At 54.1% G+C, this 14,627-nt stretch carries 15 protein-coding genes; 2 read left to right on the plus strand and 13 right to left on the minus strand.

Annotated elements, in window-relative coordinates:
* Positions 1–4: 4 nt before the first annotated feature.
* The 5 genes from AB9F29_RS11395 to ade form a co-directional block, all read right to left on the minus strand.
* Positions 5–718: a cytochrome c biogenesis CcdA family protein gene (locus AB9F29_RS11395; protein ID WP_369755774.1), complete on the minus strand. Its 714-nt coding sequence runs from the start codon at positions 716–718 to the stop codon at positions 5–7.
* 72 nt (positions 719–790) lie between these two features.
* The gene (locus tag AB9F29_RS11400) at positions 791–1,663 is read right to left on the minus strand and encodes a DMT family transporter (RefSeq protein ID WP_369755775.1); all 873 of its coding nucleotides are present in this window, start codon (positions 1,661–1,663) and stop codon (positions 791–793) included.
* A 110-nt stretch (positions 1,664–1,773) separates the two neighbouring features.
* Complete coding sequence (locus AB9F29_RS11405; RefSeq protein WP_039003236.1) at positions 1,774–2,061, minus strand: HU family DNA-binding protein; 288 nt, start codon at positions 2,059–2,061, stop codon at positions 1,774–1,776.
* A gap of 135 nt (positions 2,062–2,196) precedes the next feature.
* Entirely contained in the window at positions 2,197–3,681 is a 1,485-nt protein-coding gene (locus tag AB9F29_RS11410; protein ID WP_039003237.1) for an AMP nucleosidase, read from the minus strand.
* The gene (gene ade / locus AB9F29_RS11415) at positions 3,678–5,486 is read right to left on the minus strand and encodes an adenine deaminase (RefSeq protein ID WP_369755776.1); all 1,809 of its coding nucleotides are present in this window, start codon (positions 5,484–5,486) and stop codon (positions 3,678–3,680) included. The genes AB9F29_RS11410 and ade overlap by 4 nt, the downstream gene beginning before the upstream one ends.
* Before the next feature lie 100 nt (positions 5,487–5,586).
* Here ade and AB9F29_RS11420 point away from each other — a divergent pair, with 100 nt between their 5' ends.
* A complete protein-coding gene (locus tag AB9F29_RS11420) occupies positions 5,587–6,420 on the plus strand; it encodes an SDR family oxidoreductase (protein ID WP_369755870.1) in 834 nt (277 codons plus the stop codon).
* Here the strand turns inward: AB9F29_RS11420 and dxs are convergent.
* From dxs to AB9F29_RS11450, 6 genes are read right to left on the minus strand one after another with little or no spacing between them, the layout of a single operon-like run.
* The gene (gene dxs / locus AB9F29_RS11425) at positions 6,417–8,345 is read right to left on the minus strand and encodes a 1-deoxy-D-xylulose-5-phosphate synthase (RefSeq protein WP_369755777.1); all 1,929 of its coding nucleotides are present in this window, start codon (positions 8,343–8,345) and stop codon (positions 6,417–6,419) included. The genes AB9F29_RS11420 and dxs overlap by 4 nt on opposite strands.
* 17 nt (positions 8,346–8,362) lie before the next feature.
* Positions 8,363–9,232, minus strand: a complete 870-nt coding sequence (locus AB9F29_RS11430) for a polyprenyl synthetase family protein (RefSeq protein ID WP_369755778.1) — start codon at positions 9,230–9,232, stop codon at positions 8,363–8,365.
* Positions 9,233–9,235: 3 nt separating this feature from the next.
* A complete protein-coding gene (locus tag AB9F29_RS11435; RefSeq protein WP_335586135.1) occupies positions 9,236–9,478 on the minus strand; it encodes an exodeoxyribonuclease VII small subunit in 243 nt (80 codons plus the stop codon).
* The gene (locus tag AB9F29_RS11440) at positions 9,475–10,410 is read right to left on the minus strand and encodes a histone deacetylase family protein (protein ID WP_369755779.1); all 936 of its coding nucleotides are present in this window, start codon (positions 10,408–10,410) and stop codon (positions 9,475–9,477) included. Before AB9F29_RS11440 ends, AB9F29_RS11435 begins: the two co-directional genes overlap by 4 nt.
* A 22-nt stretch (positions 10,411–10,432) precedes the next feature.
* The gene (locus AB9F29_RS11445; protein WP_369755780.1) at positions 10,433–11,137 is read right to left on the minus strand and encodes a response regulator; all 705 of its coding nucleotides are present in this window, start codon (positions 11,135–11,137) and stop codon (positions 10,433–10,435) included.
* Positions 11,134–11,640 (minus strand): MarR family winged helix-turn-helix transcriptional regulator, encoded by a 507-nt coding sequence (locus AB9F29_RS11450; protein WP_039003244.1) that lies wholly within the window; start codon positions 11,638–11,640, stop codon positions 11,134–11,136. The genes AB9F29_RS11445 and AB9F29_RS11450 overlap by 4 nt, the downstream gene beginning before the upstream one ends.
* Before the next feature lie 176 nt (positions 11,641–11,816).
* On the opposite strand from AB9F29_RS11450, the gene AB9F29_RS11455 reads away from it, so the two are divergent.
* Entirely contained in the window at positions 11,817–12,686 is an 870-nt protein-coding gene (locus AB9F29_RS11455; RefSeq protein ID WP_369755781.1) for a branched-chain amino acid aminotransferase, read from the plus strand.
* A gap of 54 nt (positions 12,687–12,740) precedes the next feature.
* On the opposite strand, the gene AB9F29_RS11460 is transcribed toward AB9F29_RS11455, so the two are convergent.
* Both AB9F29_RS11460 and AB9F29_RS11465 read right to left on the minus strand, forming a co-directional pair.
* Complete coding sequence (locus tag AB9F29_RS11460) at positions 12,741–14,114, minus strand: MATE family efflux transporter (RefSeq protein ID WP_369755782.1); 1,374 nt, start codon at positions 14,112–14,114, stop codon at positions 12,741–12,743.
* 22 nt (positions 14,115–14,136) lie between these two features.
* On the minus strand, positions 14,137–14,544 hold the full coding sequence (locus tag AB9F29_RS11465; protein WP_369755783.1) for a glyoxalase superfamily protein: 408 nt from the start codon (positions 14,542–14,544) through the stop codon (positions 14,137–14,139).
* Positions 14,545–14,627: the final 83 nt, after the last annotated feature.

Below are 14,627 nucleotides of genomic sequence, written 5' to 3' on the forward strand. Positions count from 1 at the left end.
CCTCCTAGATTGAAACGGAAAAATCAACGAGCCACGCAGGAAGGTTTTGCAACGCCCAGCGTTCGAGAATGATGTGAAGTTGAAAGTAGATTGCAGTGCCCACGAGGATAAAGGTGATCCCCATAATGACGCGCGACTTTGCCGCAATTCGGCGCATTAGAGCCTGCCGCTTGAGCAAAGTCGCGCGCGCGCCATAGGCCAATAACAGGATCACTGTCGAGACTCCGAGGGCAAAACTCACCATAATCAGCGTGGCCCAAACGAGGCTCTCTCCTTGGGTGGCAAGCGCAATCGCGCCGCCCAAGGTGGGTCCAACACAGGGACTCCAGACTGCGCCCAACAGTGCCCCGCCCCAGAACTGTCCCCAAAGCGACTCGCGATTTAAGCCGTCAATGTTTTGATCTGCTTTCTGTGAAAGGCCGGATGTCGCGCGGCTGAATTTATCGCCGAGCTTGGGCACCAGTAGAACTATGCCAAAGACCACCATCAACACCGCGCCGATACGGGCGACATCCTCTGGCAATATCCCCACCGCAAGGCCGATGGTGGAAAGCGCCACGCCAAGCACAACAAAGGTCAGCGACATGCCCGCAGCAAGGGCCAGTGGGCCGCGCGGGCTGGCCTGAAGGGCCGTCGCCAGAACAATCGGCAATACCGGCAAAACGCAGGGGTTGATCAACGTTAGAAGTCCCGCCAGATATCCAAAAACTAATTCCATATTTCGGAGCTAGCAGGTTTCAAACGCCCTGTCAGGCGCGCGCGGTAAGGGTCGCGCGTTTGTGAAGCTTCGTTAGATTGGTTTTTGGCGCGCGAGTTGAACCGCAAGAATGCCAAGAGAAATTATCACCACGCCGATGATGTCCCACATGCCCAAAGTTTCGCCCAGCATAACGGCCGCCACCGCCGCCCCTAGGAACGGATTGAGAAAGTGGAATGTAGCCGCGCGGGTCATGCCAATGCGATCCACCAGTTTGAACCAAATGACCGTGGCCATCAGGCCCGGCACAAGAACAGTATAGGAAAACGCGGCAATCAGTTTAGGCGAGAAATTCACCGACATGTCTTCGCCAATCACAACGGAGGCAATCGCCAAAACAATCGCTCCGACAAACATTTGCAAGCCCACGATCATCATCACATTGCCGCCCGATGACGCGCCGCGCATCGAGAGCGTGGCGATCGTAAGGCCGAGCACACCAACGATACAATAGGCGACTCCGATCAGATCAACGCCACCACTTAAACGCGTTCCGAGAATCAGGAATGTGCCGACAAAGCCCGCGGCGAGACCCACCACCGCCTGTTTGGGGAGGCGTTCAGACAGAAATACCCAACCTGCGAAGGCCACAAGAAGCGGCATTGTCGAGGCAATGATCGACGCAAACGAGGCTTCAATGCGTTGCATCGCCATAAAGAACAGCCCGAGGTAAAGCGCGTTTTGGCAAAGGCCGAACACGAATGTCGATTTCCATTGCGTGCGGGTGAGGTGCCACGTTTGCCCCATCGCGCTGGCGATCAAAACACCCAAGATTCCCGAGATGAAAAACCGAAACGAGAGGGAGGCCAAGGGCGGCGCGTCGGCAACAATGATCCGCGCCGATGTAAAGGCGGAACTCCATGCGAAGGCAAAAACAAGCCCCATCAACAAAGACCGAAAGTCCATCTGCGTCCCCTTTTGGAAATTTCATGACGCCAATAGAAAAGGGCCGCCAAAAAGGCGACCCTAAACAATTTCTGCGCCGCCACAAGGGCAGCACATCCGTTTAAAACAGCTTAGCCGTTCACGCTATCTTTAAGCGCTTTTGCAATTGTCATTTTGACAACTTTATCGGCTTCTTTTTGAATTTGCTCGCCAGTTGCTGGGTTGCGAACTGTACGCTCAGGACGCTCGCGGCAATAGATTTTGCCAACGCCTGGAAGTGTCACGGAACCACCAGCAGAAACTTCGCGTGTAATAATCGCGATTACGGCATCAAGTGCGCCGCCTGCGGATTTTTTGTCTGAGCCCATTTCCTCTGCGAGTGCAGCTACAAGTTGGGTCTTGGTCATTGGTTTTGCCATTTTATGGTCTCCTTGTTCTGCCCTTGATATTGGGCCTCATCGTCGGCATTTAACTGAATATTGTTGAACTACACAACGATTAGTGTCGAAAAAAGACACTTTTTTCTAAGTTTTTTTCAAAAAAGCGACGCAAATTTACAGAAATGCCGTTTCATCGAAGCTTCGGAGCTTACGAGAATGGATTTTCTCCAAAGGTTGCGAGCGCAGACTCTCCATGGCTTGTATCCCGATTTGGAGATGTCTGGCCACCTGAGTCTTGTAAAAATCGCTCGCCATACCGGGGAGTTTGAGTTCACCGTGGAGGGGTTTATCCGAGACACAGAGCAGCGTTCCATAGGGGACACGGAAGCGAAAACCGTTGGCCGCGATGGTCGCGCTTTCCATATCTAGCGCAACCGCGCGAGACTGTGAGAGCCGTTGAACAGGGCCGGATTGATCGCGCAATTCCCAATTCCGGTTGTCGATGGTGGCGACAGTGCCGGTCCGCATAATGCGCTTCAAATCATACCCCTTTAGTTGGGTCACAGATTCGACCGCATCCTCAAGGGCGATTTGAATTTCGGCGAGGGCGGGAATCGGCACCCAAGGTGGAAGATCATCGTCCAAAACGTGATCTTCGCGTAGATATCCGTGCGCGAGAACGAAGTCGCCAAGGCTCTGCGAATTCCGAAGCCCCGCGCAATGTCCCACCATGAGCCACGCATGAGGACGCAGCACCGCGATATGATCGGTGGCAGTTTTAGCATTACTCGGCCCGACGCCGATATTGACCAAAGTAATGCCCGAACCATCTTTGCGTTTCAGGTGGTAGGTCGGCATCTGTGGGGACTTTTCGGGCGGGATGATCGGCGTGTGCGGATCAGTAATCACAACATTGCCCGTGGACACAAAGGAAGTGTACCCAGAGGACTTGTCGGCCAAGACCTTGCGGGCATAGGCCTCAAATTCCTCAACATAGAACTGATAGTTGGTAAACAAGACGAAGTTCTGGAAATGCTCGGCCCGAGTTGCGGTATAGTGTTGAAGGCGCGCCAATGAATAATCGACACGTTGCGCGGTAAAAGGGGCCAAGGGGCCCGTGCCATCACTCGAAACCGTGTTGAATCCGTTGACAATATCGTCGTTTGTTGTAGCCAAATTGGGAACGTCAAACACATCGCGCAGGGGGAATCTCATCGCACCATCTTGGGGTACTGTCACATCCTCATCATTGGCGACGGCAAAATGCACCGGCATCGGAGTCGTCGAGATACCCACAGATACAGGCACGTTGTGGTTGCGGAGGAGCAGTCCGATTTGCTCAGTCAAATAGCCTTTGAACAAATCCGGTCGTGTGATTGTCGCGGCATAGGTTCCAGGTTCGGCGACATAGCCAAAGGACAAACGGCTGTCGGAAAGCGCAAAACTGGTCGTTGTGATTCTAATTTCCGGGTAAAAGGCGCGGTATTTTGCATCGGGGCGCGGGCCCAAAACTTTAGAGCTAAATTTTTCGCACAAAAAGCTGGAGGCCTCTTGGTAGAGTTCCGTAAGACGTGCGACCGCTGCCTCCGCCGAGTCAAAGTTTTCGGGCCGAGCTGTCGGTGGTGTGTGGACTGGTAAATTCAAGTCTTCGGTTCTCATTCTTTATCCTCAATCAAATCGGTCAGTTCGAATTTTGTTACATCCACAAGGCCAAGATCGCTGATCCGTAACTCGGGGATCACAACCAACGCCAGCAAGGAATGCTGCATATACGCATTGTTCAGGGTGCAACCACAGTCCAACATCGCTTCGACCAATTTGTCAGCCTTCGCCGCCACGACTTTGGCAGGTAAATCCGACATAAGCCCAGCAATCGGAAGTTCGACCAAAGCCAGCTCCTTACCGTCCTGAAAAACAGTCACGCCGCCGCCAACTTCGCCCAATCGGTTTGCAGCTGCGGCCATATTTGCGCGGTCCGTTCCAACGACAATCATATGGTGGCTATCATGCGCAACAGTCGAAGCAATAGCCATGCGGCCTTGATATTGGAAACCCGAAACAAAGGCATTGGTCACGCCGCCGGTGCCCAAATGACGTTCGACCAAAGCAATCTGGCAAACGTCTTGTGCTTGATCCCCTTCGATCAAACCATCAACCACCAAAAGATCCCGTGTTAGAGCCTTTGTCGGTGCTTGATTTTCAACCACGCCGATGACTTTGACAGTCACTGCATTCGCGCCTTCGGGCGCTTTGATTTCAAAATCTTCGGCCACACGGTCACGACCAAGGTTCACAGTTTGTCGCGAATGGGCGGGCCACTCAAGATGGGGGCAATCGACCTTGATCTCTCCATCCTGTGCCACGGTCACGCCACGCGCAATCACGCGGTCAATCGGCAGAGTTGTCAAATCGCTCGTGAGGATCACATCGGCCCGCCGTCCGGGTGCAATAGAGCCTAATTCTCGCTCCAAACCGAAATGCGTGGCCGTGTTAATCGTCGCCATTTGAAGCGCGATTACGGGATCACATCCGCAGGCAATCGCATGGCGCACCACACGGTTCATGTGGCCCTCATTTACCAACGTCCCTGAATGGCAGTCATCGGTGCACAGAATAAAGCTGCGCGGATCGAGGCCTTTTTCGGTCACGGCAGTAATTTGGCTTTCGACGTCATACCATGCGGAGCCAAGCCGCATCATGTGGCGCATCCCTTGACGCACGCGCGCAATCGCATCGGCCTCACAGGTTCCCTCGTGATCATCCGCTGGACCACCCGCCGCATAGGCATGAAAGGCAGGGCCTAAATCGGGGCTGGCATAGTGGCCACCAACCGTTTTATTCGCATTCTGGGTGGCGGCGATTTCGGCCAGCATTTTTGGATCGCCATTGACCACACCAGGGAAGTTCATCATCTCGCCAAGGCCGATAATTCCGGGCCAGTTCATCGCCTCAACCACATCCTCTGGCGTAATTTCAAAACCCGTCGTCTCCAACCCCGGTGCCGAAGGCGCACAGCTTGGCATCTGGGTAAACACGTTAATGGGCTGCAATAGAGCCTCATCATGCATCAAACGCACGCCCTCAAGCCCAAGGACATTGGCGATTTCATGGGGATCCGTGAACATCGACGTCGTACCATGGGGCACAACGGCACGGGTAAATTCAGCGGGCGTCAACATGCCGCTCTCGATGTGCATATGCGCGTCGCACAGACCGGGGATCATAAACGCGCCTTCGGCGTCAATGATCTCCGTGTCTGGACCAATGCAATGTTGCGCGTCAGGCCCACAATAGGCAAAGCGCCCGTCCGCGATGGCTAAATCATAACCTTCAAGCACTTCGCGCGTGTGAACATTGACCCATTTGCCATTGCGAATGACGAGGTCTGCGGCTTCTCTTCCGGCCGCGACAGCAACCAGTCGGGCTGCACTTTCGGGCCAAGTTTTAAGGGGGCTATTTTCCATAGGTCATTTGTTCCTAGATTTCGGGTATGTGCAAGTGAAGAAAATGCGACAATGGCGTTTCTCGCTTGCGGCCCGAAGCGAGATTTCGCATCCTATCCCGATGAAAAAACACCTCTTATCCTTCGGCCACGGCTACAGCGCACAGGCATTTGGTGCCCTATTAGGCCCTGATCTATGGCAAATCACAGGCACAAGTCGTGCGGGTGGCAACCAGACCATAGCATGGCCGGGAACGTCAATTTCCTCCGCATTAGAGACAGCTACGCATGTGTTAGTGTCGATTGCGCCGGAAGAGAATGGTGACGTTGTCCTCAATGCACTTGGCGATGAAATCGCCCGCGCTGCACCGCACCTTGAATGGGTTGGGTATCTTTCGACAACGGGCGTTTATGGCAACCATGACGGCGGTTGGGTTGACGAGGCTACGCCGCTCACGCCTTCAACAAAGCGCGGCGAAATGCGCGTCTTGGCGGAATCTCAATGGCAAGAACTGGCTAAATCCGCGGGGCTACCTCTTCATATATTTCGCCTTGCGGGGATTTACGGCCCAGGGCGTGGCCCCTTTGCAAAGGTGCGCAATGGCACGGCACGCAGGATTATCAAGAAAAATCAGGTCTTTTCGCGGACCCATGTCGCGGACATTGCGCAAGTTTTGGCGGCCAGCGTGGCGCACCCCAACCCGGGGGCGATTTATAACGTCTGTGATAACTTCCCTGCTCCGCCCGAGGACGTGATCGGCTTTGCCGCCGAACTTCTTGGCGCGCCAATCCCACCCGCAATTGATTTTGATAACGCAGAAATGTCACCGATGGCGCGAAGCTTTTATGCAGAGTCAAAACGGGTTCGAAACGACAAAATCAGAGACGAATTAGGCGTAAATCTGTTGTTTCCCGACTATCAATCGGGCCTACGCGCCTTATTAGAGGAAGATTAAGCACGTTGACTTGAAATCTGTGCCACGCCCAGCACATCCAGAACTTTTGCTTCAATATGCTCGCTATTCATCGCCGCATCCGCATACATATCAACTGGATTTGCATGGTCGATAAACGTGTCCGGCAGCACCATGGAGCGGAACTTGAGACCCGTGTCAAACACGCCCTCTTCGGCCAACAATTGAGCCACATGACTACCGAATCCACCAATCGCGCCCTCTTCGATTGTGATTAGCGCTTCGTGGTCGCGTGCGAGGCGAAGGATCAATTCACGATCCAATGGTTTCGCAAAACGTGCGTCGGCAATCGTGGGATTGATGCCCCGTGCGGCAAGTTTCTCAGCGGCCTTTTCAACCTCTGAAAGACGTGTCCCAAACGAAAGGATCGCAACCCGTGCGCCTTCTTGGATCATGCGCCCCTTACCGATTTCAAGCGGAATACCCCGTTCGGGAAGGTCAACGCCCACGCCTTCGCCGCGTGGGAAGCGGAAGGCACTGGGGCGGTCATTGATGCTAGCGGCGGTTGCAACCATATGCACAAGCTCGGCCTCATCGGCGGCGGCCATCACGACAAAACCGGGAAGGTTGGCCAAAAAGGCAATGTCAAAGCTACCCGCATGGGTCGCGCCATCGGCCCCAACTAGGCCCGCGCGATCAATCGCGAACCGGACCGGAAGGCGCTGGATGGCCACGTCATGAACCACTTGATCATAGCCGCGCTGCAGGAAGGTGGAATAAATCGCACAGAAGGGCTTTATCCCACCGGCAGCAAGGGCAGCGGCAAATGTAACGCCATGTTGCTCGGCAATTCCGACGTCAAAACAACGGCTAGGATAGCGTTCGGCGAACAGGTTTAGGCCCGTACCGTCCGGCATCGCGGCCGTCACTGCTGCGATCTTGTCGTCTTTTGCCGCCTCGGCGAGCAATGCCTTCGCAAAAACGTTGGTATAACTTGGGGCATTCGACGGCGCTTTTTTCTGCTCGCCCGTCAAAACGTCGAATTTCGCAGTCGCATGGCCCTTGTCGCGGGCACTTTCAGCAGGGGCGTATCCCTTGCCTTTTTTCGTCAGAACGTGAATGAGCATCGGCCCCGTCGCACGGGATTTCACTGTCCGTAAAACCGCCAATAGCGCGTCCATGTCATGGCCATCAATCGGACCGACATAGGAAAAGCCCAGTTCCTCAAAAAGCGTGCCGCCTACGGTCATGTGTTTGACCATTTCCTTGGCGCGTTTGGCCCCTTCTTGGAAGGGATGCGGCAACAGGCTCACCGCCCCACGCGCAGCCGCTTTCAATTCTTGAAACGGTGCGCCCGCGTAAAGGGAGCTTAAGTAGCTCGACATCGCACCAACGGGGGGCGCAATCGACATTTCATTATCGTTCAAAATGACGAACATGCGTTTTTTCAAGTGACCCGCATTGTTCATGGCCTCATAGGCCATGCCCGCGCTCATGGACCCATCGCCAATCACCGCGATTGCGTCGCCGATGCCGTGCTCAGGGGCGCCGCCCAAATCGCGCGCCACAGCAAATCCCAACGCTGCCGAAATCGACGTGCTTGAATGCGCCGCACCGAAGGGATCGTACGGGCTTTCGCTGCGCTTAGTGAAGCCCGACAGACCGCCTTTTTGGCGCAAAGTCCGAATGCGATCACGGCGACCCGTGAGAATCTTATGGGGGTAACACTGGTGGCCCACGTCCCAGATCAAACGGTCCTTGGGCGTATCGAAAACGGCATGGATCGCGGTTGTTAGTTCAACAACGCCTAGACCCGCCCCAAGATGGCCTCCTGTGACGGAGACAGCTGAGATCGTCTCTGCGCGCAACTCGTTCGCAAGTTGAGTCAGCTCAGGGTCACTGAGGGCTTTCATGTCGGCGGGGGCCGAAATGCGATCAAGAATAGGCGTGACTGGTCTTTGGCTCATGCGGCCCTCCTACGGGCTTAACTTTCGCGTGCAATAACGAAACGCGCGGCTTCGCGCAAGTTCTGTGCATTGTCGCCGAAGGGTGCAAGGGCGGATTCGGCCTCATCAATCAGGTCAGATGCGCGTTTTTTCGCCTCATCCATCCCCAAAAGCGAGACAAACGTTGCCTTTCCGGCCTCGGTGTCTTTGTTCAGGCGTTTCCCAGCTTTTTGCGCGTCGCCTTCAACATCCATGATGTCATCTGCGATTTGAAACGCAAGGCCGAGCGCATTGGCATAGTGACGCAGAGGCCCGACATCCTGCCCCGCGAGGATCGGCCCCGCCATAGCGGACCACTGAATAAGCGCGCCGGTTTTATTTGCCTGAAGCTCGGTAATTTGGTCCAAGTTCAGCGGCGTTAGAGCCGTTTCTGATGCTATGTCTTGCATTTGCCCCAGCACCATCCCTTGCCCACCAGAGGCCCACGCCATTGTTTGGATAAGCTCAATACGTGTCGAAGCCTTGGGCGCGCATTCCTTGCGGGCAAGCAGGTCAAACGCGAGGGTCTGTAAGGCATCGCCGACCAAAACGGCGGTCGCCTCGTCCCATTTCACGTGGACGGTGGGCAGGCCACGGCGCAAATCATCGTTGTCCATGCAAGGCAAATCATCGTGCACCAGCGAGTATGCGTGCAGTGACTCCACTGCCGCGGCGGCCCAAATAGATTGCCGTGGATAGACACCGTATAACCGTGCACCTTCGATCACCAAAAACGCCCGAAGCCGCTTTCCACCCGTCACCGCGTAACGCATTGCGTCGGTCAACGGGACGTTGGGGTATCGCGCAAGCGTTTGGGTAAGACAGGCCGAAACCTCGTCTGCGGCCTGCGCCAAAGCGTTTTCAAACATGTGTTAGAGACCTTCAACCGGCGTCGTACCAATCGGGACACCGCCCTCGCCCAACTTAATGGCGGCGACTTTTTCTTCAGCTTCTTTAAGCTTAGCGTCACAGTGTTCTTTGAGTTTGGCACCGCGTTCATACAGCTTGATCGACTCGTCCAACGCCACTTGGCCGTTGTCCAATTGTCCAACCACTGCTTCAAGCTCGGCCATCGCCTGTTCAAAACTCATTTCGCTCACTGGGGTGTCGCTCATGCGCCGCGCTCCATCAAAATTTCCACATGCGCGGCCGTCGCTTCGGCCAACGCCTCCAAATCATACCCGCCTTCGAGAGACGAGACCACCCGTCCCGCACAGGTTTGGTCCGCCAAATCACAAATCTTTTCCGTGAGCCATCTAAAATCGTCGGTTTCCCAATTGAGCCCTGCCAATGGATCGGCGCGATGCGCGTCGAACCCTGCGGAGATAAGGATCAATTCTGGCCAAAATAGAGCCACATGGGGGAGTATCTGCTCGGAATAAACTCTGCGCATTTCGACCCCGCCAGACCCTTCCGCAAGGGGGACATTCATCACATTGTTCGCGGAACCCGTTTCATCGGCCGACCCTGTTCCGGGGAATAATGGCATCTGATGGGACGAGGCAAAGGCAATGCGCGAATCCCCCTCTATGAGGTCTTGGGTTCCATTGCCGTGGTGCACATCGAAATCGATGATCGCGACACGCTTGAGCCCATGAACTTCCACCGCATATTTGGCTGCAACGGCAACTGAACCAAACAGGCAAAAACCCATTGGCGTTTCGCGTTCCGCGTGATGACCGGGCGGACGCACGGCGGCGAAAGCATTTTGAACCTCGCCCGACAGCACCAAATCAACGGCCCGCACACAGGCCCCCGCCGCGCGATACGCGGCGGCAACTGAACCCGCCGACATATATGTATCGCCCTCAATTTGAGCGATCCCAGCATCGGGGGCAGAGTCCCGAATATCCATGATATGGGACTTCGGATGCACCCTGAGCAAATCATCATCCGCCACCAAAGGGGCCTTTTTGCGCAGAATAGGGTCGAATTTTGCATCCGAAAGCGCCTCAAGGACCCGCTCCAAACGTGCGATTTGTTCGGGGTGGCCCTGGGGCGTTTCGTGCAGAAGGCAATCGGCATGGGTGAGAAGAGCAGTCGTCAAAACGAACTCCTGTTTTAGAGGGTCAATCGCTTCCCAGCATATAGCCTGCGCCCCGAACGGTTTGAAGATAGCGCGGCTGCTTGGGATCGGCCTCAATTTTGCGACGCAGGCGGGTGATTTGCACATCCACGGCACGTTCCTGTGCCTGTCCTTTGTCGCGCCCAAGATCCTCGACAAGCTGCCCCCGCGTAAGCGCCTCGCCCATGTTGGCGGTGAAAATTTTCATCAATGCACTCTCAGTTGCCGTTAGCCGGATTGGGGCATCGCCTCGCGCCAATTCCGCACGACTCACGTCGTATCGCAGCGCACCCAAGGTGATTATCTTCGGCCCATTTTGCGCATCAATCGCCGCAGGAATCCGCCGCAAAATCGCGTTAATCCGCAAGAGTAACTCTTTGGGCTCAAACGGTTTGGCAAGATAATCATCCGCTCCGGCCTCAAGCCCTGCAATCCGGTCTTCTGTCTCGCCTTTAGCGGTCAGGAGTAAGATCGGTGTGGTAATCGTTTCGCGCAAACTACGCGTCAGGCTGATCCCGTCCTCGCCCGGCATCATGACATCCAACACGATTAAATCAAACTCAAGCCCGGATAAGATGCGACGCGCATGCACGGCGTCCCGCGCAGCCGTCACCCAAAAACCGTTCCGAATGAGAAACTTTTGAAGCAGACCACGGATGCGCTCATCGTCATCGACAATTAATAGGTGGGCTTCGTTTGCATCGCTCATGAACCGCTCTCCTTGAAATTCTTATACTGGCGCCGTTGGTCCGGGTCCATCATTGCTTCCAAAACTTGCCTAAACCCCGATACGGCCTCGGGCCCCGCTGCGCGAAACGCCGTCCGCATACGGGCACGCTGTGCATCAGAAAGATCGGCCTCGAGGACCTCACCGCTTTCGGTCAGAAACAAATGCCGTTCCCGCTTATCTTTCTTTCCTATACGGCTTTCAACCAAACCGTCTTCGATCAAAGTCCGCAAGACACGATTTAGAGACTGTTTCGTGACCCCAAGAACCAATAATAGATTATTTACTGTGGTTCCCGGACTTCGATGAATGAAATGAACCGCACGATGGTGCGCGCGACCGTACGCGTAGTTCGCCAAAATCCGATCTGGATCGGCCGTAAATCCACGATAGGCAAAGAACATCGCTTCAATCCCTTTGCGCAAATGCTCATCTGTCAGAAACAAAAGGCTTTCTCCGCCTTGAGCTGTCGAACCATCGGCCATATCGATCTCCTTGCGAATGCTATTCAGTTCGATTTTATGTCAGCCTTGTTGACTTTCCAAGAATCAAATAGTAGCAAAGATCAGTTTTTACGCAATAATATGTCCGAAACGGTCATTACTTGCGCAACTTATGAAAAATCAGCCGCGCAGCACGGCAAAATTCGAGGAGAGACCAAATGACCACTGGATATGATGACCGCGACGGAAAAATCTGGATGGACGGAAAACTTGTCGAATGGCGCGACGCAAAAGTCCACCTTTTGACCCATGGTTTGCATTATGCGTCCTCCGTATTCGAGGGCGAGCGTGCCTATAACGGCAAGATTTTCCGCAGCATGGATCACTCGGTTCGCCTGCGCAAATCCGCTGAATATATCGATTTCGAAATTCCCTTCACCGTTGAAGAAATCGAAACCGCAAAATACGAAACGATGAAAGCCAACGGCCTCACTGACGCATATGTGCGCGCGATCGCTTGGCGCGGCGCAGGTCCGGATATGGGTGTCGCCTCCGCGCGCAATCCTGTGCGCCTAGCAATCGCGGCGTGGGAATGGGGCAACTACTACGGTGACGCAAAATATAAAGGTGCGAAACTGGACATCTCCAAATGGAAGCGTCCAAGCCCGGAAACAATCCCTTGCTTCGCAAAAGCAGCCGGCCTTTATATGATCTGCACAATGTCAAAACACGCCGCCGAAGCCAAAGGCTGCTCCGATGCGATGATGTTCGATTACCGCGGCTATGTTGCCGAAGCGACCGGCGCCAATCTTTTCTTTGTCAAAGACGGCGAAGTTCACACACCCTTGCCTGATTGCTTCCTCAACGGATTGACCCGCCAAACAGTCATCACAATGCTGGGCGAAAAAGGCATCAAGGTTCATGAGCGTCACATCACTGTGGAAGAGCTCGAAGGCTTTGAGCAATGCTGGCTCACAGGTACTGCGGCGGAAGTAACGCCCGTGGGGCAAATTGGCGCCTACAATTTCGAAGTCGGTGCACTTGCACGTGATATTTCGGAAAGCTACGAAAAACTCGTCCGCGTTTAAGCTAAACTGTGTGACAATAAGAATTTGGCGTCCGACTGATCGGGCGCCATTTTTTTATGCGAATTTCGCCGTATTAGAGCCTTTTAACACCCCTGTTCGCTTTAAAACCACAAGCGTCAACAGAAGGACAAAAACCTCGGCAACAGCGCCAGATATCCAAATCCCAATTTCCCCAACCAAGCTCGGCATGAGAACCAATAGCGGAATTCCGAAAATATACGTGCGCGAAAGGTTGAGCAGTGCGGCACGCCGCGCGTCCCCGATGGCTTGAAAATACATTCCCACCATCATCTGTGGCCCGAAAAGAAAAAGCGTGAGCGTTGCGAAAGGCAGAATGCGTGCAAACTCGTGAACTGTTGCAGAATCAGTCACGAATATTCCACCGATTTCTGAGCGAAACAGATACAAACACGCCTGAAACCCTGCGCAATAGACTCCCGCACAGATCATCGCCACACGCAGAGCGGCCCGCGCGCGTTCCGGCTTTCCGGCCCCGAAATTATTTCCTACAATTGTCTGGGTCGCAAACGACAATCCCAAGATTGGCATAAACACAAACGTCATGACCCGTGTCGAAATACCATACGCACCCGCGATGGCTTGGTAATCGACGGACCAAATTTGCAGCAGGAGAATCGTGATTCCGGCACTAAGCGCAAAGCCGATATAACCGAGGCTTGCTGGCGCACCCAAAGCCAGAAACGTGCGCCATAATTGGGGGGAGGGAGTAAAGCTTTGGCGCGAAACTTCAAAACTCCAGCCGACCTTCGCTCGATAGGCGAAAATCGCGGCAATCGCCAGCATTTGAGCCACAATTGATCCCCATGCAGACCCCGCGACGCCCATCTCAAGCTCTGCAACAAAGATGTAATCGAACAGAATATTGAGCAATGCGGACAGGACAGAAATTAACGCCATCGCCGCCATACGCCCCTCCGCCCGTAAGGAATCCGTATTAATAGACAGGAAAAACACCAAGGGTGACCAATAGATCGAGAGGGAAATATACGTGTACCCATGGCGTGCTAGCTCCGCAGAACCATTCGCAGCCCAAGCGACCAAATTCAGACCGAACACTTGAAAAACAGTCACTAATAAAGCGCAAAACAACGTTGTGAGGAGCGAGGCCTGCACGTAACTGCGACCAGCTTCGAACGTGTCACCGGCGCCCAATTGGCGCGCTAGAACGCTGGAAAAACCTGCTGCCACAAGAGTTGAAAGAGCAACAACAAACATGAAAATCGGAAACATCAACGTGACAGCCGTTAGAGCTTCGGCCCCAACATATCGCCCGAGAAAATACGCATCAATCGTGGCAAAGGATCCGTTGATGACCATCACGAGGATAATTGGAAATGCAGTTCGGGCAAAAACAACTCCCAATGGGTCAGTCAAAAACGGGTTCTTTACATGAATGGTGGACGTCATAAATACTCCTGTTTCGACCCAGTTACAGGGACACGACCATGTGCGGATGGCCATTCGTAGTTCTATCGACAGAAACACCATTCGTGTTAATAATTTTATTCGCGCGGTTCTTCCAATTGGAGAAACTGTCAAAAGTAACCACGTCAATCAGGGCATCAAACTCAATATTCACGCGGAATAGACCCGCATTTTCTGATTTTAGCGACAGTACTTTCCCCGAAAAAGGCACCTGAAGATAAAGCCCTGATACGCGCTGCCCAACCTGAACGGGGGGCTGGGGGCCGGCGAACGCGACCAGTGTATTCCAATCGCGATATCCACATCGTTTGGCAATTTCTTCGAGAGCACGGCTATGAGATATTTCCCGCGTCGTACGCATTGCTTTGGCCTGCTTTTTCAAGTCAGCTAGATAGGGAAGTTCGGGGGACATTTCGCGGTCCTTTTCATTCAGATCACGGGAAAATCGGGGCGCTCGCATTGCCACATTCCCATCTGATGAAAGAAACGGCGGGA

Origin of the sequence: Falsihalocynthiibacter sp. S25ZX9 (assembly GCF_041205405.1) — a bacterium.
Classification (GTDB): Bacteria; Pseudomonadota; Alphaproteobacteria; order Rhodobacterales; family Rhodobacteraceae; genus Falsihalocynthiibacter; species Falsihalocynthiibacter arcticus.

Bases quoted from the DNA above. Each gene is read 5' to 3' on its own strand.
- AB9F29_RS11435 (WP_335586135.1), bottom strand. From the start codon at position 9,478: ATGAGCGACACCCCAGTGAGCGAAATGAGTTTTGAACAGGCGATGGCC.
- AB9F29_RS11450 (WP_039003244.1), bottom strand. From the start codon at position 11,640: ATGGCCGATGGTTCGACAGCTCAAGGCGGAGAAAGCCTTTTGTTTCTG.
- dxs (WP_369755777.1), bottom strand. From the start codon at position 8,345: ATGAGCCAAAGACCAGTCACGCCTATTCTTGATCGCATTTCGGCCCCC.
- AB9F29_RS11445 (WP_369755780.1), bottom strand. From the start codon at position 11,137: ATGAGCGATGCAAACGAAGCCCACCTATTAATTGTCGATGACGATGAG.
- AB9F29_RS11420 (WP_369755870.1), top strand. From the start codon at position 5,587: ATGAAAAAACACCTCTTATCCTTCGGCCACGGCTACAGCGCACAGGCA.
- AB9F29_RS11430 (WP_369755778.1), bottom strand. From the start codon at position 9,232: ATGTTTGAAAACGCTTTGGCGCAGGCCGCAGACGAGGTTTCGGCCTGT.
- AB9F29_RS11465 (WP_369755783.1), bottom strand. From the start codon at position 14,544: ATGTCCCCCGAACTTCCCTATCTAGCTGACTTGAAAAAGCAGGCCAAA.
- AB9F29_RS11455 (WP_369755781.1), top strand. From the start codon at position 11,817: ATGACCACTGGATATGATGACCGCGACGGAAAAATCTGGATGGACGGA.
- AB9F29_RS11395 (WP_369755774.1), bottom strand. From the start codon at position 718: ATGGAATTAGTTTTTGGATATCTGGCGGGACTTCTAACGTTGATCAAC.
- AB9F29_RS11410 (WP_039003237.1), bottom strand. From the start codon at position 3,681: ATGAGAACCGAAGACTTGAATTTACCAGTCCACACACCACCGACAGCT.
- AB9F29_RS11400 (WP_369755775.1), bottom strand. From the start codon at position 1,663: ATGGACTTTCGGTCTTTGTTGATGGGGCTTGTTTTTGCCTTCGCATGG.
- AB9F29_RS11405 (WP_039003236.1), bottom strand. From the start codon at position 2,061: ATGGCAAAACCAATGACCAAGACCCAACTTGTAGCTGCACTCGCAGAG.
- AB9F29_RS11460 (WP_369755782.1), bottom strand. From the start codon at position 14,114: ATGACGTCCACCATTCATGTAAAGAACCCGTTTTTGACTGACCCATTG.
- ade (WP_369755776.1), bottom strand. From the start codon at position 5,486: ATGGAAAATAGCCCCCTTAAAACTTGGCCCGAAAGTGCAGCCCGACTG.